Origin of the sequence: Bacteroides sp. D22 (assembly GCF_000163675.1) — a bacterium.
GTDB classification, from domain to species: Bacteria; Bacteroidota; Bacteroidia; order Bacteroidales; family Bacteroidaceae; genus Bacteroides; species Bacteroides xylanisolvens.
The window spans coordinates 103,006-125,095 of sequence record NZ_GG774799.1 but is presented as its reverse complement, the minus strand read 5'-3'; the positions used below and the strand labels follow the sequence as shown (position 1 = coordinate 125,095).

Genomic DNA, 22,090 nt, shown 5'->3' with positions numbered 1-22,090 from the left:
ATTCCTAATATTATAAGGTAAGTGATAATTCCAACCCAAAGAAGAATCGATTATTCAATAGAGTAAATGACCCCGGATTACGTTTGGACTCTCTGCGCGGATAGCTTCTGAACATATTGTTGGCAAAGAAAGAAACACGCAGCATATCGCTGATTTCTTTGGTTACATTTAAGTTGAAACAGAAGTATGGACTATATGATTCTTTAATGGCATTGTTATGGCTTACATTCTGTAACATATATCCATATCCGGCGTCTTTCACTTGTTGGGTGGTAGTAAATTGTCCTTGGGGGAACATATTTACGGACGCGTCTTCCAAAGCCAGATAGCCTACAGGTATGGAGTCGTTTCCGAATGTATTCCAATTGGCCTGTTGCCAAATGGCCTGCGCGGTCATCGTTACAACAAAACCGATACGGGGGATATTGTGAGTAGCCCGCAAGGTCGTGACGAATTGTTGCCTATAACCGGCGTCACCGTCCTGGGAATAGATGGCCACCGGTTGTCGGGCTGAAGCTGCATCTTCACTGTTGTCATAGAAACTGTAACCGTTTCTCCAACTTTTTGTACGCATCCATGAACCGTTGAATTGGAAAGCTGTACGGATAGCGTCGATACGCCCTATGTTCAGGTCAAATTCCAGGCCTTTGGTTTCCAAATTCAAATTGTTGGTCGGTTTGGTATAGGTAGACAATACCGGCAGGCTGCTGGTCAGTTCTATGCCGTTTGCCGTACGCTGGTATTCATTATATATAAAAGTGTTGAATGTATTGAAAGTCTGATTCATGGCATAACCGTCCTTGAGGCGTTCTTTATATGCTATCACATTCAGGTTCGTTTTCCCCACTCGCAAGTTGAGACCAATTTCTGCCTTGTGATTCCGGGCTATCCTTAAATCCGAATTGTCTACCTGCTGTACCTCCGTAGTCGTAATGAACAAACGTTGGTCTGCCGGAATATTTTCATTGGCAAGTTCGTTCATATTGATATACTCGAAGTATGCATTTTCAGGATGTAGATAGAGCAGGGAAGGCATTTTAGCTGCAATACCGTAACCTCCCTGGATACTTAATATGTTCGGGATCAACTCAATGGAAGCATTTACGCGCGGTGAGAAGATGCCGCCTACCACTGATGCATGATCATAGCGTACGCCCGCTTGAATATTTAAATCATGGGTGCCACCGACGGACCACTTGAAGTTATCTTCCACATAAGCACCAAACTGATTGACGAAAGGAATATCCTTATAGTTGCGTGGACGGAAAGATGAGTTATGACCATATACGCTGCGATAAGGAGGAGTGCTCGGGTCATAGGTTTTACCGTTACCGACATTACCGTCACTCCGAAAGTCGGCACCGATTAAAATACGGTTGTTTACATGACCGCTTGCTTTAAACAAAGAAGCTGTTACTTTAGCGAACAGATTTACTTCACGGCTGTCAATTTCATAGCGTCCGAAATAGCTGCTCGGCAGATAAACGGCGTAATGATTTTCATCTTCCTGCCCGAAGTTTGTGATTTGATTACCATTGGCATCATAGATATGCTGTCCCGCAAAATTGCTAAGTACCGTACCATTTGTAGTGGTCATGGAATAAGGGGACGTGGCGGAACTGTATACGGTTTCATAATAGCTGTCTTTATCTGTATAAGTACCTGACAAGACATAGCGTAATGTTTTCAACCAGCCTTTATTAATGTTCCATGTACCGTTGGTATTTATGGTGAAACCTACATCACGGCCTTCCGAGGCTGTTTTGGTTTGCTCATCGTCAGGATTGCGTTCACGCTGGTCCCTGCCATAGATAAAATCGAAGCTGGAATTCGTACGCAGCTTATTATTAAATAAGGTATTGGAATAAAGCAGTTTTGTGGTGACACGTTGATAGTGCTGATAACTGGATATCGGATTATTGGTATTATAAGCGTAGTCCGCACTGACATTCAATGCACCTCTCTTCTTCCCTAAATCAAAGCCGGTACCCATGGAGACCTGATAGATGTTCGGGTTGGCTTTCGCTTTGACACGCAAGGGTTCGCGCCCGGCTTTCGTATTAATGATTACCGCACCGGAAGTCAGGTCACCATATTCTACGGAAGGGATACCACGGATAATTTGTATGGACTCGATGTTTTCGGTAGAAATACTACGGACATCGGTACCACCGGCAGGAGAAGCACCTCCCGCCAATGCGGAAGGAGTTTCAGAACCGTTCAGTACTGTGGGATTCATGGCAGACAGGTTGGCATTGTTTGAGATCGGTGCACCGTCGCGGATGATTGCCGTACCCAGAGCGTTCATCGGGGCTTCCGGACCGGTTGAACCGGAAAGTTGCCGGATATTTATCTGCTGAACCGAACTCATGTCCTGATTCTGTGAAATTCCCCCCGGCATCAATGCCATCAAATCATATAAGCTGGTTGCCTGCATGTGGTCCATGGCGGAGCGGGATATGTGAGAAGAAGTAGATTTACCCGAACGGCTGTTAGTTGCAGTCACGGTTACCTCTTTCAATTTGAAGTCCTCATTCTTCATTGTGAAGTTGAGAACCAAATCACGGCTTACGTTTATTAATGTGTCAATCGATACTTTACCTAAATATTGAATCTGCATACGAACCTTGCCGGCAGGTACATTTTCGAGTGTGTACTTACCATTTTCATTAGAAGTGGTACCTAACGTGATTTCAGGAATGGATACAGTCGCAAAACCTAAAGGGATACGTTTGTTTTTGTAGTCGTACTCATAAACGGTACCTGTAAGTTTTACTTTCTGATTGCTTTGCGATCTAACTGGAAGAGCCACTCCCAAGCTAATAAACACAAGCAAGTGCACGATAGTATACCCTAACCTGCTTTTTGCTTTCCTTTTCATAAACAATATCTATAATTTTAGTCTTTTTGGCAAAGAAAAATAATTTTCTGTTAATATACAATATGTTTACTGAAGAAAATCTGAATATAATTTAAAAATTAACAATAAGCGCGCAATAATGTGATAAATTGTAATTTATTTCACTGTTGAAAATTCATAATATATTGTTTTCAGCCTGTATTGTTTCGCCTTGTTATTTTAATTATCTCTTATTGTCCCTTTGTTCCAAGATATGAATAGGAGATGTGTCTGTCTGGATATATCTCCCCTATATCATACGCAAAGTCCCAACTTTCTCAAGCCAAGACTTTGTTATCACCCTAAAAATTTGTAACTTTAGGCATAAGTTTTTTCATTATGGTAAAGTTACATTTTCATCCTTACGCTCCTAACCGAACGGCTCTTTTTCCTATTAAGACCGATAAAAATGTCACAGATAATACTCCCGGCTAATTGTATCCTAAATTAAGAAACCGTCACGTATCGAACCGCATGTGTGGTGGCGTGAGGTTGGGAAACGAAAGTCGTCGGAAAACGAAGCAGTTTTCTTTCTGCCTTCGTTTTCCGACTTGGCATAGACAGTATAAAACTGAAAATGTAATAACAAAATCGAGAAAGGATTTTGGAACGTATAATTTAGTTTTCTAAAGGTTTAAAACAAACCTTAGCCGAGCGAGATCAAGGCTCTCCCAATCCTTTTCATACACAAATACGGAGCTATTTCATAATATAGTCTCGTAAGCTTCTAACATACCGCCTTTTGCTTTATTCTCCCTTCATAAATTTCGTAGGAGAAACATGGTAGAAATCCTTAAATTTCTTGCTGAAATATTTAGAATCACAATATCCTAACATTTCTGCTGTTTCTGTGACGTTGTACTGTCCAGAGGCCAGTAATACCTTTGCTCTTTCCATTTTGAATGTCAGCATGTATTCCATGGGATATTTTCCGGTAAGTTCTTTCATTTTGTTGTAAAAACTGGTACGGCTCATTCCCATTCCTGCACAGAGCATGTCTATCGTATATCCTTGCATTGCCAAATTTTCCTCGATAAGTTGCCGTACTTTATTTAGAAAGGATAGGTTGTCATCACTCTCTCCCTTTATTTTATGAAGCATATGGGCGGTATCTGCAGAGAAGTTGTCAACTTGCTTACATAGTAGCATATAACTGTTTATAAGCATATGTATATCTGTTTTCAAACGGCATATACTAATTGTACGTGGTTCCAGACGGTTGGCGCCACTTTTAGCATGAGAGAGATAACTTTTGCCGTCACTGTCTTCTACCAAAAGAATGACCGGTATGAATGCGGTCATTTCCTCGGCCTTGATGCGCGAACAAAGTTCATCCCCGCATATTCCATTCACATTTTCATCTATAATGATTGCATCCGGTTTTTCTCTAGCCGAAGCCAGAAGCTGTATATCAAGAGTTTCCTGAAACGATATTTTGAATTCTTTAGACAAGGTTGTTTGCAAGTAATCTCCAAATATGTTGTCTGCCATTACCAGCAACACGTATGGGCATTTTCCCTCTATGGAAATACATTCTTTTCCGCTGTAATCCGTCACTCCCGACTGTCCCATCCATTTGCGAAAGAATATATCAGAATTTGATTCCATTTTTTTCTGATTACAGCAGCTAGTGGGCACGACAATCCGGCATGTGGCTGATTTTCCATATCTGCGAATAGTCATTTTTCCCCCATGCAGACGGATAATCTTCCTGACTGTCCGCAACCTACCGCTAGTCAATTGGTGAAACATGGATACAGCAGGTCCCTTTTTCATTTGTTTGTCATTGGTGACTTGTAATTTCCAAAACTCCATATTATGGGAGATAGTCAAATATATACAACCGCCAGGAGCCGTAATATCAATCATCTTGTCCAGAAGCTGTTGGAGGGCCACCGCCATAAAACTCTCGTTGAGCCTGCAACCTGTTTGCCCTTTGCTGTGACTGATCTCTAACCGTACATGATGTGAACTGGCATACGACCGGCAACGAACTAACGTCATGTGAAGATACCTATGAATTTCTACTTCAGTGGTCGAAGCTTCAGTCATCTTTTTCCAACCCATCCTATCAAGCTCTATTATGTTCTGATTGTAGACGATGGCACATTCGGCATATTCCAGAACCGATTCTAACATCCGGCAAGTTTCCCCGGGAACACCACCAGTAACAATTTCCTCCAGTATGTTCCTTATCAGTATCAATGGTAGATGAACCCAGTGCCCCATACTGATAGCAGCATGAACTTTCTCTTGTGGAGATAGCCTGATATTGCGTCCCAGTATATAAACTCCCAGAAGGAGAAAAAATACCATAACGCTGCCCTCAAGGGGAATCGCATAACCTAGTAGCGACAAACTAGAAAGAAGCAGTTCAGGCTCTTGAGTAACATCCGTACCCCCCGGCATATAGCCTTCCTGCAGTGGTAATACAAGATTCAAGAATAGATTGAAATTAAATGTTTCCATACAATTAGTTTTATGTTAATTAATACATGCAAATAGCAATGCAACATACAAAATGGCGCATTGCTATATCTTGTCTTTTACAAGAATGAGATTTACAACAACTAGGAGTAGACAAAAACTCCCAATATGTAGGCAAATTTTGTTAAAAAAGAAGAAAACATCCATTTAATGGACAATCTTGCAGGAAGTATCGGTTTATTACTGTATCAGAGTATCTGCCATCATGAACGAATTGAAGAAATAGCGAAAAACAAAATATCCCCAATGAGTTGTTTCCATATTTTGCCAATACAGAGGGGGGCCGAAAATAACACAACCTCATTTCAAAGAAAATCCAGAGTATTTCCGTTTTCCTGCTTCTAGCTTTTATCCTGCCCAGTGAGTAATGTTGTTTCTGCGTTCCCAAACTACCTTCCAGCCGGGTAGCTCCTCCACGGCTGAGTTCCGACCGTAAGATTTTCAGAAGTGACTCATCTTTGGTCACTCTACCCTTACGTTTAAAGGAAGTACTTATATGATATTTAGTACAAAATTTCCGATTGGCATTATTAGCATGGATTGAATCCGCTGCAAGCGTCTTAATTCTAACCTTGGTCAGTTGTTGTTGCGGATGAATCAGTCTTTTAAACGTACTCCTTTGCTAAAAGCCTTAAAGGAAAAGGAGGCTCCATCTATCCGTATATTATTGACTTTGACTCCGAATTCAACAAATTTGGTTTCCTTACCCCTGATAATGAGACGAAGGTAATGCCGGTCGATATTCACGATACGATTGGACACTTTTTTGCCTCCAAATAAATTCTTCCCTTGCTCAAGGACCGTCTGTATGACCGAGAAACATCTTTGGTAATCAGAGGATAGTGCAAGCCTGTTTCCATAGGATGAATGAAGCCGATCCGCTAGTCAAGTAACTTTCCAATAACTGAAGTAACCTGCGTGTAATCATACGAGGCTGTGATTTCTTGCATTTACACAGTTTACTATAAGCAAGATAGGCATGGCGTACATCAAGATACTTGTTACGGAGATGTTGTATGTGCAATGTCCGGTAATGTTTGCACAGATGACGATGAAGCCATACGATGCCTTCCCATAAGAGTTTGACATCAGTAGGAAAGCGAAGATGGCTTTCGTAACAGGTGGCATCGGTTATACAGTAAGCCCCCGATAAAATCCCCGTTGTCTATTATCTTTTTCGCTCGATCTTTGCGTAAAAAACGATTATACGAAAAATGAACAAAGAAGATTTTTTGGAAATTCTATCCCGACAGCAACGAAGCGGTTTGACGATAAAAGACTTCTGTATCAACGAAACTTATACCGAATCTAATTTTTATTATTGAAAAGGAAAGTTTGACCTCTCACAACCTTACTATGCAGAAAAGGTCCTCTTCCGAAGAGTTCGCTCCTGTCAAATTGACCTCCCCGCCCACTGCCACCCCGTCTTATGATAGAGTAATTATTGGATCCGGAGAGATTCGAATAGAGTTTCCGAGTGGCATAACAGCCCGCTTCAGTGGTATGACTGAATCTTATGCTGCTATGCAATTACTCAGTCAAATTTGCAGTCACCATGTTTTGCCTGAATGATACGATGCGCTACTTCCCTTGCCCAGGCAAAACGGATATGCGCAAAGACACGAATTCACTCTGTGGAGTCATTCATGACAAGATGGACTACGACGCCCGTTTAGGTGACGTATTCATTTTTTATGTTGGTAACAAAATTATGTTGGTGTTATAATGTACATATCTGACATGAAGCAGATTATATGATTTTATACCACACATATTTTTTAAACTAGAGCGAGTTAAGAAAGTTGAGTATACCTTTATTTTTCTTTCATCACTTGGTAACATTTTCTTCACCATATATAGTCCATGTCATAATAGCCTTGCTTTCATTTGCATATTTCCTCTGTATATATTCAAGATAAGGTTTCCAATGAGCTACCAAAATCAGCTGGAGAGAATCAATATCGAGGTGTTTGGAAAGTTCCTGGCAAATAGCCTGACGATTTTATAATTGGTCAGAGGATACAACGAACCAATCTGAACACCATAAAATAGCTGGTAATGAACTATTACCGTTCAAATGTTCGGTTAACTGTGAACCGGAAAAGTTGGCATAGAACTTCAAGGCCATCAAGGCTATTTTACCTTCGAGAGAAAATAACTTTTACGTTCCAGAGAAGCTTCATGCAAATACATTTGTGGCCCAGTTCCGAAAAAGGGAACAGAGCCTGGAGGCGACCTAATTCACTCGTTGCAAAACTTTGACGATATTTTTTAAGCATATCGAATTCTGTAAAATCTAAACAAGGTTCGATTTCTGATATTTTTTGTATCTTTACCATGTGTTTTTTATTTCAGATTACCCTCGTTTTAGGTGTAAAATATTTTTAGGGAGTTTAAAGATACAAAAAGGCAACTAACTTGCGATGAATTAGTTGCCTTGTGAATCATTTTTGCAAGAAAAGATTACAGCACAACTTTAGCACTATATCCTCTCCACATTAATATTATTCAGACTTTAAAATGAATATTTTTTCACTTAATGGTTCTTAACGAATTTCACCTATTTCCTCAGCAGGAATTTCCCAGTTATCTGTACGGAATGGTGCCAATGGAAGACCATAGTTCGTTTTAACATTTGCCTCTGGGCAGAAGTTTTTAAACGCATAGCGTACCGCTACTGGCTCTGGGACCTTATCTGAACTAACCATGATTTTGTTCTCCCACCATTTCAAATGTGCTGTTGCCGGATAGAATACTCCATCTTCACCTGCAATCTCAAAGCCTTGAAATCTCATTGTTCCTGTTTCACTGAAGCCAACAATAGAGTTGGCATCATTGAATTTATATGGTTCAGAAAGATTATTGAATGAAATCACAAGTTTATCCTTTTCACGCTCCATTGACTTATAGGTAGGAGATGGAGCCGGAATTCCCTCAATTCCGTAATCATTTGCCAAAGCTAAAAAAGCAAGGCGTTGTCCAACTTCTAACTTCTTAGCTGGATGTATACAGGTTGGGTGCCCCAAATCTGTTGTAGCAGCTACACCAACATGCTCCAATTCTGCGGCAGCTTGATACTGAGCCTCGATTACAAGTGGCAATGAACGTAAGTGGTCACCTTCATATCTATATGGTGCCAGCTGAGTAATATAGAATGGCATTTCATCATTACCCCACATCTTTCTCCAAAGTTTGATCAAGCCTACCTGAAGGTCCTTATAGTCGTACCAATTAATACGGTTTGAACAACCCTGATACCAGATAAATCCTTTAGCAGTGAAGTTCGCGATAGGAAAGATCATGCCGTTGAAAAGTCCTGCAGGCTTACTACTTTCGCCTTTCCATTTAGCTATACGTTCCATATCAAGACCCTCGATTGCATCAATTGACTTTTTAGACATCCAAGCCTCAATATTTGTTCCTCCCCAATTAGATGTTACTAAACCAATTGGAATTCGAAGAGTTTTATAAAGAGTAAGTCCAAAGAAATAACCTGTCGCACTAAATGCACTTACAGAAGCAGGAGTAGAACACTGCCACTGAGCTTTGCAGTCGTAAACCGGCTCATCTGAAGAATTACGTGGAACAGTGAACATTCTTATGCCCGGATAGTTTTCTGCATCAAGTACAGCCTGCATACAGCCCACAACAGGCTGATTCATGAAACCCGCAACAGGCATTTCCATATTGGACTGACCACCACATACCCATACCTCACCAAGAAGGATATTATCGATTACTAGTTCTTTTCCATCAGAGAAAGTGATAGAATAAGGGCCACCTGCCTCACATGTGGGCACTTTAAGACTCCAGGCACCATCAGTATCTGTCTTTACTTTATACTTCTTGCCGTTCCAAGATGTAGTAATACTAACTGTCTTACCTGCATCAGCTGTGCCCCAAAGAGTAACTTCTGTATTGCGCTGAAGCACCATGTTGCTGCCAAGAATAGATGGTAACTTTACTTCTGCCACTAGTAATGATGGCAGAAGTGTTAATATTGTTGCAAATAATAAATGTCTCATAGTTCTTAGTTGTGCTCAATAACGATATTCTTAGAATTCTTATAAATAAAATGATCTTTCACATCACCATTATAGGGATAGTCGTTAGTCATTTCGATCTTATTGTTACGGAATGTAAAGCCGTCTACGTAGTAAAGATTTACAATACGCGGATCAAAAACACGGAATACATTATTCTCTACTACGATTCCTCTGTGATAGCACTCATCACCCGACTGATCAGGGATACGGCTACCAACAGCAATACAAGCATTCCCCCAGGTAGGATAACCATAATTTCCATTTTCAAATACGTTATTTCTAATGATAACATCTCTTACTCCTGCCTGTTCGAACCAGAAGTTACCGTCCCCCTCGAATAGGATGGCTGCACCCGGGATATGGAAGTAGTTATCCTCAATAATCATCCTGGCTCTTGAACCAAGGAGAAGACCACGTGCTCTGTTCCCTGCCATGTGGCAACCTTTGATCAAGACTTCAGGATACTCCTCGTCAGCAGCAATAAGCATATTTTTCTCGATCCCCTCAGGGAGGTTCTCCTCGAATGTAACTACAGTAGTAATCTTGTTAAGACGCTCAACTTCTTTAACTACAGCATAGCATTTAGTCACTACAGACTTGTTGTCTACTAACTCAACCTTCATGCCCGGCTCAAGGAAGTCAACTCCATATTGACCTGAATTTCTCCACTTAAAGACAACCTTGTCAGGGGCAAGAATCTCATCAACAGCCATGTAGAGACCGTGGATATTTGTTGCATCATCTTTCTGGTTGCAGAAGGTACAGCCAATCATACGGATATAACCGGCACAGTTCACATAGTGAGTTGCATCAGCTGTAATACTGATAATACGACCTGTGTTTGGTGAAGGAACTACATTTACATTATTAAGTTCGATATCACGACTACGCTGGGCTATAACACCCATACCACCACAATGCCAGATGTTTACATTGAAAATATGGATAGTCTCTGAATTAGAAATGAAGAATGCGGGGTTAATTCTACGTGCTGCACCAAATACCATTGTATTACCGACCGTACCCTTCAGGTCATGACGTTTGATACGAATAAGGTTATCCTTGATTCGCTCTGCCGGGATAGTTCTTTTAGAAAGCCAATAGTCACATACCAGGTATGCAGGCTCTTTTTTCTCTGTATCAAACTCCAGCAGGTTAGAAAAGTCATAAACAATACCATTCTCATCAGAGAAATAAAGACAACCATTTGTTATATTACAACGATATTCATCCGGGAAACGAATATCAAGGTAGCCATTACCTGCAGCCTCAATAATACCTTCTGAATGGAAAGTACGAGTATAATCAATAGAAAGACCTTCGATACGTACATTCTTACAATTCTCAAGGCTGAATGCAGAAACGAAACCTGTAAAAAGAAGCTTAGTATCCTGACCTTCTACAGTGAAATTCTGCATACCCTCAAGTTCGAATGCAATTCTCTTAAGACTCTCGTCGTTGTTACTAATAAACTGATATTTCTCGTAAGCCTTGTCAGCTTTAATACAAAGTGTTCCCTTTGGAAGCACTAGTTTTTCTGCTTTTACCTCGCGGCAGTAATCCAAAGCCTCACGAATTGCCGGCATAGCATCAATTTCCATTTGATCCTTAGCCAGATAATCTGTCAAGTACACTATTTTAGGAGTGTTATTACATGCTGTTACGAAAACAACTACCGACAAAAGGAATAATTGAGTAATTTTCTTCATTATGTATTCTATTTTAAATGGCTATTCAAATAATAATTATTTGGCTTCAATAATCAACGCAGCTCCACCACCCTTAGCCAATTTAACTAAGATTTCAGATGCAGAATCTACATCAATAGTAGAGATTTTATATTTCTCAGGTTTAACAGATGAATCAGCAGCATCTGCCAATAGCTTAGCAGTGTACTGTTTTCCTTTTTCAAGGAATGAAAGATTGATAATAACTTCTCTTTCATCCCAGTTTGTCAAGGCACCGACATACCATTTACCATCTTTCTCACGGGTAGTTACAATGTATTCGCCAATTTGACCTGCGATAATATGAGTCTGTTCAAACACAGTTGGAATAGAAGTGATAAACTCAGTACATGGAACGTCAGCCAAATAGTGTGAAGGAGTATCGCAAAGCATAGCAAGTGGAGAATCAAATACTACATAAGTGGCCACCTGATGGGCTCTTGTACCCTGGCTCATAGGCTTATGATAATTAATCTCAAAGCCTTCCTTAGTGCTGTTTATATATGCACCCTGAGTATAATCCACCGGCCCTTGCACCTGACGGATGTATGGGAAAGTTACATCATAAAGCGGCATATCAGGATTAGACCATTTCACCTCCTCAAGACCGAAAACACCCTCGAAGTTTATGATGTGAGGATAAGTTCTATTAAGTCCTGTCGGCTTGTATATACCATGAAGGTCAAGCATCAAATGATATGTTCCTGCGGCTTCAGCCAAACGATAAACCATATCAACACACCTCTGGTCATCACGGTCGAAGAAGTCTACCTTGAAACCTTTTACTCCCATCTGAGAGTAGAAAGCACACGCTTCCTCAAGTTTATCGTCCAGTACATTTGCTACAGCCCAAATAATGATACCAACATTTCTTTCAGCACCATAAGCAATAAGACCTTTCAGATCAACAGCCTCTTTGATAACCATAATATCATCCTTCGCAGACCATCCTTCATCAATTATGATATATGGGATGTTAAATCTGGCTGCAAAATCGATATATGCTTTATAGGTTTCAGTATTTACACCTGGTTTGAAATTTATATTAGTCAAGCCACAGTCATTCCACCACTCCCAGGAAACCAGTCCCGGCTTAATCCAGCTCACGTCCCCAACTTTTCTCGGCTCACCCAAAAGATAAACCAAGTCGTTAGTAGGCAGCTGAATATCATTCTCTGCCACAGCAACAATACGCCATGGATAAGAACGAGTACCCTCCGTTCTAGCGATTACATCCTGACGAGTGGCAATCTTAAGTTGACATCTGGTAGGAGTAATATATGTGCTATCCGGCAACTTAGCAAAAGTTGCTGAATAACCGCCCTCCATACCCTCAAGGAACATACCTGGATAAGAACGAAGATCTGACTCACAAATTAAAAGGGTCTTACCACTTTTATTTTTCACTGCAACAGGAAGAAAAGTCAAGTTAGACTGAGAGCCAAACCTACTTACTTTCTCATAAGTATACTGGCTCTGATAAGAATTTGCAATCAGATCTTTTCCTCTTGAATAAGGAACCCAAGCCATCGGATCTTCCGGGAACACGAACTGTGCCGTCTCATCCAGAACCACTGCATCAGATTCAAATTCAGTTTCGAAACGCCATGCCACACCCTCATTGTAAACCCTAAACTCTAATGTCCAGTCGGCATAATCTACGCGGGCATAATTCCACTCTGCAGAGATTTTATTCTGACGATAAAAGGGGGCATCTACAGACTCGGATGTGGAACCAATTTTCACTTTGTAAGAAGCTTCACCGACACCTAACATCCTGCCCCCCTCAAATTTCATAGCCAAAGCAGATGGTGATACAAGAACCTCTCCTTCATGAACGATAGAATAACTAACACTGTCTTTCAAATCTACAACAAGTTTGATTTTACCATCAGGCGAAGTAACTGTAATGAAATCAGGTGCCTTGGAACACGATGCCAAGATTCCTAGTCCAAGTATCATTACGTTCATAATTAGCTTCTTTACTATAGCATTAATTTTATCCATTAATAATTATGATTTAGTTTAAATTTTTACGCTAATTTTAGCGCCTTCAGAGATTTTGTAATTCTTCACTAAGCCATTTACCTTTATAACAACGTTTAATTTGCCCGCAGCAATACGAGATACTTTTACGTCGATATTTTTCCCAAATGCCCTAATGCTTTTAAGTGCCATTTCATTCCAATCGGATGGCATAGACGGAGTAATGTCAAAGCTCTTAAACCCCGTAGGTCTAATACCAAACATACCCTCAGTAATGATACGACAATACAGACCACTCTCCGCTGCAAGATGTCTCTGTGAGCCCTCTGGCCATGCCTCAATCGCATAGGGAACGTGATTACCTAGAAGACGCCTTTTTGAATAATATTTTAACTTTTCAGTAGCAATATCAGCCATTCCCGCTGCATAAATGCCTCTAAGAGCATATAGAGTAGAACGATCCCAGAAAGTAGTGCTACCCTGAGCTGTTAGCAGACCATCCTTTTCCCAAAGAAGCGGGCTGCATAGTGCATCTACGGTAGCTTCAGCACGATCAAAGATACCGACTGTTAATGGAATACAAATCCATGAACGAAGAATATCATTTCCATCATAATATCTATAAGTATCAAAACCACTAACTGTAGCACCATAATACTTTTCGATATTAACTTTCAATGTTGCAGCCTTGCTACGATATGCTTTAGCGACAGACGACGGCAGCCCAAGTTCTTTTGACAGGCTGGCTGCGCTAAGCAATGCGTCATAATAAAGTGATGAAGTACAAAGATTTGCATCACCAGCCTCAAAACGACCTTCAAGTTCATCTGTATCTGACATTACTACGCCGGCATGATTAAGCTTTCTATCGCAATACTCAAGACACCACTCAATCAATGGCCAGAGTTCCTGTGCCACTGCCTTATCAGCATAAGTAAGCGAGAAACGAGAAGCGCCATAGGCTATCATCGCAGCATCACCTCTGTCTCCGGCACCTGCCCAGATGTCTGTACCTTCAGCAATAATTGAACTTGGAATTGGATTGAACTCAGGGTTCATGAAACGGGCGAAATGACGAAATGAGTTAATTGCCGACTCATTGCCACGCCAGTAACCCAAATATGGGAATAATGGATTTACATACTCTGCTTGGTCATTTGCCCAAATTGCCGCATAATATGACTCCCCCCCCGGTGCATGCATATAGCCACCTGCTGTTTTGCAAATGCTCTCGCCGGTACGAATCTTGGCATAACGGAACATTGTATTAATAACAGAATCCGGCGTTTCTAATATTAATGCACCATCGATATCTTTATTGATAAAATCTCTACGTGCCTGAAACTCTGCTTTAACATCTGCTATAAACTGAGGTTCAGCAGCCTTACGTCCGGAGAAAATAACATCAAAAGTAAGAGATTCACCTTTTCCCAAAACATAAGTACCAGATCCCTGAACCTTGGCTTCCACGATATAAGCACCATCTTTGCCCTTAGAGTCAAGAGTTTTAAAAGTCTGGGTAAACTCAGGAATATATAGAGTCAGAGCACGGTCCCTAATACTAGTTATCACATAACGCTCACACAAATATGGCTTATCCACTGAAGGGAAAATAGTTCTAGTAAGCTTAACTGCAGGAACCGGGGATGTTTCTTTACCTGATCCAATGTTCTGCTTTCCTATGCAATATGTCTCTGCGCTTCCGAATACACCATCAATATAAACAGACTCTGTCTTAGGATTCTGAAGAACAAGACCGTCAACGCTAATAAGCGACGGTACATCTAAAGCAATTCTATGCATAAGACTTGCATGAGTATTATTGGGAAGCCTGCGGAGCATTGGAAATACCAAAGAACGCTCAGTAGTCAGAGTAGAGTTCTCATCAATATTCCAACGAAGGACACAAGCTATCTGCTCACCTGACATCTCGATGTGGTCATAATGAGGAAGCTTGTTCTCAGTAATATTCCACTCAATTACGCCATTTTTGCTGACCTCCCATCTTGCCGCAGTTTCCTTTACCTCCGGTTCATAATATACCTTTCTGTTTGGCTTGAACTCAAATGGGTTGGATGGCCTGGTATCTTTTAAAGAAACAAGAGTCTCATGTGTATTCTTACCTTCGAAAGTGGCATTCTCGATCTCATATAATGGCAGCCACGCATAAGCAACCATATCACCTGAAGCAATCTTAACAAAGGCATTTGGATACTTAACACCGAATACTTCAGATGTAGGGAATACTTTTTGAGTATCGAAACTCACTTCACCATCACACCCTGTTTTTGTAGAGTACACAGGCTCGGCAGATACGCTATTAGAATACCAAACTACAGGATAGAATGTAAGTTCAGCATCTCTTACAGGTTTTCCATTAGGATCCATCACCTTGAATGCAAGATTTTTGGGGAGCATATCAGCTACAAGATTGTCAATCTCAACCATCTTATCCTCGGCAAGGTTGATCATATTTACAGCATATTCACTCCAAAAAGTCTCACCATAAGGATAGTTCATAATACAACGAGTGCCGTCGCAGGCTATCGGAGCAATTGGATTCTTATCAGCATCCACCTTCATTGCATAGATATCTGGCACACCACGACCGTGACCGAATTCATGAATAATACCGTCGATAGCACCTTCGTTAAAAGGATCGTTAAATCTATCATTATGAGTTCTTGAATGATATACTGTTAAAATATTCGAACCACACCAACCACCACCAACTTCTTCAGGGTGGGACTTATATCCATCGATAATCACTAAATAATCATGATTGGGATGTGGTTTTTTAACTTCCTTTGCAGAAATGCCATCATATATATAAAAAGCCTCCCAATCTACCTCGAAATCATATACTGCATCAAATTGACGAGTATGATTGAAAGCCTTATTGACACGCTTAAACATATACTCAATTTTCTGTTTAACTTTGTCAACACCCCCTAAAGAGTCTACTGACTCGCAGTCGATACCTACTTTTACACTAAATCTATAAATCGGTTGTGCAGATGCTGCTATACTAAACAGCAACAAAGCCGCACATACCAAATGTCTGAGCTTCATATTTTATTACAAAATAATTATTGCTAGTACTATTTTTCTAAAGACCTCTCAATCAATTTCAACTCCTCTGGAGTGTAGCAGGTCTTAGTTACATCCTCACCTGCTGCTGTAGATACGTGCGAAAGAAAATACAAGAACTTCTCATAAGAACTTTTCATCTCTGGAAGATCGGCATCTTTGATTGCATACAATGTACGGAAAGCTTTCTTATATACGTCCCAACCATATTTATCCTTAATACGAAGAAATGTATAGTGAAGAGCATCACCATTATTCTTCGCTACACCACTACCAATAGTCTCATCATAGAAAATCTGGTAGTAGTTAATTATATCTGCTCCACGATAAATTATATTTCTTTGGCTTACTGCACCTTGACAAACTTCTATAGCATATGACATTCTGAAATTAGCGAAAATCTCATCATTCCAATTCCATCCTCCCATTCCACTACCAAGCATATTCCTAGCGGAAAAATTATGCCCAATTTCATGAAGAATACCGAAGCCCCAATCATCAAGGTTAGCAGCACGTTCAATTACTTCGGTAACTTTTACTTTATTATTCCATAAAATAGGGTTTCCTGCAAGGGCCCAATATCCAGGTTCAATACCTGGTGTATTTAAAATCATAACCTTACGACCTCCGTATGGAGTTCCTCCTAAGAGTTCCTTATAAGCTTCATATGTCCTGTCCAGGTTTGCCAACCACCGATCCATCTGCTTGTCGGTAATCGTAACCTTATCCTTATCCAATGACACAATGAAATGCTTACTTTCACGATGATATAATTTATCGCCAATCGGTTCGACTCTGACATTATCGTAATAAACTTCTCCTAATGCCTTTCCACCATTATAAGTCCCCCAAGGAAAACCTAAAGCACAACAAATCGTTGCCTCCCCTTTCTGATTTGGAACAAAGTCCATATAAATCTCAGACCATTCCATATCATCATAAACAAACTTAGAGGCATTCCAACCTTGCTCCAAACCATCTGGATTAAGGTATATGACAGCTCCACGTCCCTCTTTCACCCCTACACACTTCATCATGGCACTCATACGATAAAGTTTTCCAGGTTCGAGATTATTCAAGCTATGCATGATTCTTATAGCCCCTCTTTCAGGATTGGAAATCTTTACACATCCACTATTATCGATTCCCCCCTTTTTTTTATACTCTATTTTACCTGTTTTTTCTTCTGTAGAATTGTCAAACCAATTTTTCTCAAACTTTTTACTATGATTGAAGTCGTCTTCAAAAATTACTTTATCCTGAGCAAATACGTTTACACTCATTCCTCCAAGAAATACACAAGCTAAGTATGTAAATAATAATCTCATATTGTTTTAGTGTTAATTCAGTTGTTTCTTTATAGATTCCAATTCTAAGATAGAAAAATAATCCCAAACATCTACATCAGGATTTGTTTCCTTAGCAAACCTGTTAAGGATGTTTACAAAATAGACAAATTTATCGTATTTATTTGTTCCTGAACCTCCATTTTTCCTAAGATAATTAAAGGTCTTCTTATAAGGTTCCCAAGTAATCGATGCTGCCATACGTGCTAACATATAATGAATGCCGTTATCATTTACCTTTGTACCTATTGTATTTTCATAATCTATTTTATACATATCCAAAATCTCTCCTCCTGTGAATACTTGTTTTCCATTTCTGCCATCCATATATACTTTCCCATTATTTTTTTCAAGAGCATAGTGCATACGGAAATTTGCAAACATTTCATCATTCCAGTTCCAAGAAGTATCACCTATATTAAAGACATGTCCTATTTCATGTAAGATTCCAAAACACCAATCATCATGCTGAAGCATTTGAGAGAATGAATCCTCTACAGCAGTACCATTAGCAGTCCATAAAATTGGATAACCGGCAAGTGCCCAATATCCAGAATAGATTCCTTTGGTTGTTTGGATAGCTAATTTTCTACCTTCATGAGGAACCTCCCCCATCAACTCTAAATAAGAGAGATAGATCTTATCCAGATTCTTTAACCATTGCTGCAAGACCTGCAAAGATATATTAACCTTAGATGGCTCAATAAAGATTCTCATATATTCACTTTCTAAAGTAAATAATTCATCCGTCACTTTAACTACGCTAATATTATCAAAATAGGCAGTACCTGTAGAACGACCTCCGTTAGCCATTCCGCCTTGCCAGAAACCTAACGCAGCAACTATTTCAGCCTCTCCGTTATCATCAGACATAAAATCTACAGTTACATTTGTCCAATTTTTAAGCTCAGTACCATAGAGATAGCGTGACGAATTCCAATATTGTTTAGAATTAGGTCGAAATATGACAGGCCCAGTACCTTGACCGTTCGGAATATCTGAATATCTGATACGAGCTGTCATACGGTACATCTGATCCGGTTCTAAATTTGTTAATGTTCTCTTCACGCCAACACAACATTCATCATTTTCCGGTAATTGCTGTATTTTTAGAGCTTTACTGTTATTTACCCCCTCTCCATCAACAACTTCAAGAAGCGTTTTAGAGCCGTTTGCATAATCTACCCTCGTCCATCCTTCCAATCCATTCTCAAAAGAAGCATTAGATACCTCTATTGCATTAGGATTCTCAATGACAGGAGGTGTTGGAGAATCTTCTGGAATAACATTATTATCATCTTTGCAAGCAACAAAGCAAATAATAAAAATAAATAATTGTGTAATTTTTAATTTCATAAATCTTCAATTATTGTTGTGTAGAAAGATATGATTTTATCACTTGTAATTCTTGTTTACTAAACAGTTCGTTCGTATCTACCTTAGCATGCTTAGTAAGAAAAGAGAGAAAATATTCGAATTTCTGCCATTGATTCATGTTTTTCTCTTGCTCCTCGTTTCTTGGAATGGAATATAATTCCTCGAAAACATCTTGATATAATTCCCAACCGTAAGTTTCTTTAATACGAATTAAACAATAACAAAGAGCATTGCCCATCTCTACCGCTCTACCGGCACCTATTGTCCGATCGTAACAGTTGTCTGTTTCTGATTTATATAATTGTAAAAGTTCTGAACCTGTATACGTTTTCTCTTGTGATTCAAATGAACCATCTGCTTGTACAACAGAGGCTGTTGTTATAACTTTTGCATTTAATTTTTCCAAGGCGTAGAACATCCTGAAGTTGGCAAATATCTCTTCATTCCAATTCCAAGCATATGTAGCACTTGAAATATAAGGAGCAAAATTATGCCCTATTTCATGCATTATTCCAAAACACCAATCTCCTCTCCGAATCGTTTGAAGCGATTCGTAAATATAGTTTTTATTCCATTGTATCGGATTTCCGGCATATGCCCATGCATCAATCTCTTTAGAACGAATTGAGATAATTTTTCCATCAAAAGGAACCTTTCCCCTAAATAATTCCTTATAACATTCATATACATCATCCATATTGGCAAGCCATTCATCAACCAATTGATCGGATATGGGCACTAAGTCCTGAGAAACAACTAAACGAAAATGTTTGCTTGTACGAATATATAGATCTTGATTCTCTTTTAAAACAACATCATCAAAATAGGCAAGTCCTCTAGAAGCTGCTGCAGTATTACCTAATCTTAAACATAGAATTATCTCTCCATTTTCTGGAACATCATCTATTTCTAATACCAAGTCTTGCCATTTAGAGTGCGAACCTGTAAGCGCTCCAGAAGTAGGGGCCCAAAGATAATCAAGACAGAGATTAGCTCCCATACCACCGTCTATCATATCAGTTTTAACTTTAGCTGACGCCTTATAATAGCCACCAGACTTTAACCCGGTCACCTTTTGAGCAAACATTACATCAGTGTCCTCATCCAATGCAATAATGGCCAAGCAACGGGAATTATTTACACCACTATTCTCCTTTTGCTCTACAATTGCTGCCTTTGCATTCCACCCCCCAATGTAACTCCATACTCCAGACACAGCTATTGTTGATAAATCCATCGAAATATCATCTTCCATATCACCATTCACAATCAATGAAGGATTTGTTTTATCTTCTTCCAAGGGAATGGTTGTATCTGGTTCCTGTCTAAAATTGTTTGAATCTGAACATGAGAAAAAGACAGTACATAATACTAATAAACAAGTGCTTGTATGCATGACTAAAAAATGAAATAAAATAGTATAGAATATGTAAGAGTTGGCAGCATTGCCACCAAACTCTCACATATTAAACTATTATCTAAAAATTAGGAGTAAAATTATACTGAATTGGAAAACCTCCTTCATCCTTGTATCCATTATCCACAACCTTAAGATCAAAGTGTACAACACCTGTTTTCATATCAACCCAAGAACCATTATCTATAACCTGATCATGACCCCGGCCATAATTTTCATTTGCTCTGTCTATAAAATCTCCAAGTTTTTTTCTATCCGGATATCCCTCAACAGACTCATCAAGAATATTGAAATGAATCACACCTCCACTCCACTTATTGTTGTAATTAATACAATATTTATGCGCCTTTTCATTCTGAGAAGCCGGCCAACCATTCTCACCTGCTAAATAGATTGCAGGTGCTGTAATTCTATTATTCTTTTCCTCACCCCAAATTTCCTTTTCATAATCACCTGCTAATGTTCTAAAAGGCTGAATATAAATCACGCCACTTTCTACTTTAGTTCCCGTAAACAATTCTGATTCATCAAGCACAAGCGCTAACAAATAGGAGTCGGTTCCATCAAAAGGCATAGATGTCAGATCGACTTGATAAGAAACATCGACCTTCTTTTCACCGGCAGTAATCGCTTCTGTCGATACATTGACTTTAGATGGATCGAATGGGATGAATGAAGTATTGTTTGCTGCATTGTAAGATTCTACCAGAGAATTATCTACAGTCAATTTTACCGGCTGTTCATTGCTAATAGGAGCATTCATTTCAACTGAAATTTTTCCATTTCCCGATTTATTAACCACTACCTGATCTGCACCTGTTACCCACATCTTAAGTGTATTCAACTGAACCAACACATAAATTGGCTCCTTTTGTTGAATCTGATATACATCTGAAGCCATAACCAAAGGAAGTAGGAAAATATCGTCACTTTCCATTTTCCCACAAGTGAACGTAATACTTGTTTTATAGTTCATAGTCTCAGGATCCAATACTCCGGTATTAACCTTATAGTATTCAGATGGGAGTAGTTTATAATCAACATCGTTGGCATCATTATAAACTTCAACTGCTGTAGCATCTGCTTCATAAGTCACCATATTAGCATCTATTGTAGTAAAATTAGAAGTTGCTTCGATTTCAACTGTCTGAGGTAATAAAACATCTCTGATAAAACTCAATGAAAAATTCTCCTCAGGGACTTTAACTGTAAATGTTGGTTTTACAATATTAGGAATAAGCAACACCTGTGCTGCATCCCCTTTATCCTCCACCTCAACAGATGAAGCATTCAAAGAAAGAGGGAGTACGTAATTATTAGCAGTAGAAATACCTTTTGCCGCAAGAGCTTTTGGCTTAATCACGACGGGTAATTCTACTACCTTATCCGTTTTATTTAACTTGATAGCAGATGGGAAGTCATAATACTCAGCTGGCATCAACTGATAATTTGTCCCATTAAGATTATTGTATTCTGTTAATAATGTCTCATCTACCCCAATGGTTAAATCAAGCTCTTTTGAAAGTCCGTAAATTCTCGAAATGTTAACTACTGTCTCTTGTTCGTCGTAAATCGATATGGTATTCACCGTATAAAGACCTGTTTTATCAAATACTGGATCCGGTTTTATAGTAATTGGCGACAACTCTGCCTCACAAGCAAACATCACACCAATGAGGGCAGTCGAAAATAATATTTTAAAAAATCTTTTCATA

General features: G+C 39.4%; 11 protein-coding genes and 1 pseudogene. 1 reads left to right on the top strand and 11 read right to left on the bottom strand.

What is annotated here, in order from left to right:
* Positions 1-10 precede the first annotated feature (10 nt).
* From HMPREF0106_RS18790 to HMPREF0106_RS27720, 3 genes and pseudogenes are all read right to left on the bottom strand, one after another.
* Entirely contained in the window at positions 11-2,881 is a 2,871-nt protein-coding gene (locus tag HMPREF0106_RS18790; protein WP_009039240.1) for a TonB-dependent receptor, read from the bottom strand.
* A 765-nt stretch (positions 2,882-3,646) separates the two neighbouring features.
* On the bottom strand, positions 3,647-5,368 hold the full coding sequence (locus HMPREF0106_RS18795) for a helix-turn-helix domain-containing protein (RefSeq protein ID WP_009039239.1): 1,722 nt from the start codon (positions 5,366-5,368) through the stop codon (positions 3,647-3,649).
* 325 nt (positions 5,369-5,693) lie between these two features.
* A pseudogene (locus HMPREF0106_RS27720) lies at positions 5,694-6,524 on the bottom strand (DDE transposase); the annotation flags it as partial.
* A 378-nt stretch (positions 6,525-6,902) separates the two neighbouring features.
* On the opposite strand from HMPREF0106_RS27720, the gene tnpB reads away from it, so the two are divergent.
* Positions 6,903-7,112 carry an IS66 family insertion sequence element accessory protein TnpB gene (tnpB, locus tag HMPREF0106_RS28105; protein ID WP_316928389.1) on the top strand — a complete coding sequence of 70 codons (210 nt, stop codon included), beginning with the start codon at positions 6,903-6,905 and terminating at the stop codon, positions 7,110-7,112.
* A gap of 820 nt (positions 7,113-7,932) precedes the next feature.
* Here the strand turns inward: tnpB and HMPREF0106_RS18805 are convergent.
* The 8 genes from HMPREF0106_RS18805 to HMPREF0106_RS18840 form a co-directional block, all read right to left on the bottom strand.
* A complete protein-coding gene (locus HMPREF0106_RS18805) occupies positions 7,933-9,411 on the bottom strand; it encodes a sialate O-acetylesterase (protein WP_009039238.1) in 1,479 nt (492 codons plus the stop codon).
* A 5-nt stretch (positions 9,412-9,416) separates the two neighbouring features.
* Positions 9,417-11,141 carry a right-handed parallel beta-helix repeat-containing protein gene (locus HMPREF0106_RS18810; RefSeq protein ID WP_009039237.1) on the bottom strand — a complete coding sequence of 575 codons (1,725 nt, stop codon included), beginning with the start codon at positions 11,139-11,141 and terminating at the stop codon, positions 9,417-9,419.
* 36 nt (positions 11,142-11,177) lie between these two features.
* A complete protein-coding gene (locus HMPREF0106_RS18815; protein ID WP_232286757.1) occupies positions 11,178-13,130 on the bottom strand; it encodes a glycoside hydrolase family 97 protein in 1,953 nt (650 codons plus the stop codon).
* A gap of 54 nt (positions 13,131-13,184) precedes the next feature.
* Positions 13,185-15,323, bottom strand: coding sequence for a hypothetical protein (locus HMPREF0106_RS18820; RefSeq protein WP_009039235.1), 2,139 nt, complete (start codon positions 15,321-15,323; stop codon positions 13,185-13,187).
* Between the two features lie 923 nt (positions 15,324-16,246).
* A complete protein-coding gene (locus HMPREF0106_RS18825; RefSeq protein WP_009039234.1) occupies positions 16,247-17,563 on the bottom strand; it encodes a M60 family metallopeptidase in 1,317 nt (438 codons plus the stop codon).
* Positions 17,564-17,575: 12 nt separating this feature from the next.
* Positions 17,576-18,937, bottom strand: a complete 1,362-nt coding sequence (locus tag HMPREF0106_RS18830) for a M60 family metallopeptidase (RefSeq protein WP_009039233.1) — start codon at positions 18,935-18,937, stop codon at positions 17,576-17,578.
* A 10-nt stretch (positions 18,938-18,947) separates the two neighbouring features.
* Complete coding sequence (locus HMPREF0106_RS18835) at positions 18,948-20,258, bottom strand: M60 family metallopeptidase (protein WP_032851072.1); 1,311 nt, start codon at positions 20,256-20,258, stop codon at positions 18,948-18,950.
* 178 nt (positions 20,259-20,436) lie between these two features.
* Positions 20,437-22,089 carry a DUF1735 domain-containing protein gene (locus HMPREF0106_RS18840; protein WP_009039231.1) on the bottom strand — a complete coding sequence of 551 codons (1,653 nt, stop codon included), beginning with the start codon at positions 22,087-22,089 and terminating at the stop codon, positions 20,437-20,439.
* Position 22,090: the final 1 nt, after the last annotated feature.

What these genes read in the sequence shown, in the direction of transcription:
- HMPREF0106_RS18790 (WP_009039240.1), bottom strand. Translation starts at nt 2,881, where the DNA reads ATGAAAAGGAAAGCAAAAAGCAGGTTAGGGTATACTATCGTGCACTTG.
- HMPREF0106_RS18795 (WP_009039239.1), bottom strand. Translation starts at nt 5,368, where the DNA reads ATGGAAACATTTAATTTCAATCTATTCTTGAATCTTGTATTACCACTG.
- tnpB (WP_316928389.1), top strand. Translation starts at nt 6,903, where the DNA reads ATGCTGCTATGCAATTACTCAGTCAAATTTGCAGTCACCATGTTTTGC.
- HMPREF0106_RS18805 (WP_009039238.1), bottom strand. Translation starts at nt 9,411, where the DNA reads ATGAGACATTTATTATTTGCAACAATATTAACACTTCTGCCATCATTA.
- HMPREF0106_RS18810 (WP_009039237.1), bottom strand. Translation starts at nt 11,141, where the DNA reads ATGAAGAAAATTACTCAATTATTCCTTTTGTCGGTAGTTGTTTTCGTA.
- HMPREF0106_RS18815 (WP_232286757.1), bottom strand. Translation starts at nt 13,130, where the DNA reads ATGAACGTAATGATACTTGGACTAGGAATCTTGGCATCGTGTTCCAAG.
- HMPREF0106_RS18820 (WP_009039235.1), bottom strand. Translation starts at nt 15,323, where the DNA reads ATGGTTGCTTATGCGTGGCTGCCATTATATGAGATCGAGAATGCCACT.
- HMPREF0106_RS18825 (WP_009039234.1), bottom strand. Translation starts at nt 17,563, where the DNA reads ATGAGATTATTATTTACATACTTAGCTTGTGTATTTCTTGGAGGAATG.
- HMPREF0106_RS18830 (WP_009039233.1), bottom strand. Translation starts at nt 18,937, where the DNA reads ATGAAATTAAAAATTACACAATTATTTATTTTTATTATTTGCTTTGTT.
- HMPREF0106_RS18840 (WP_009039231.1), bottom strand. Translation starts at nt 22,089, where the DNA reads ATGAAAAGATTTTTTAAAATATTATTTTCGACTGCCCTCATTGGTGTG.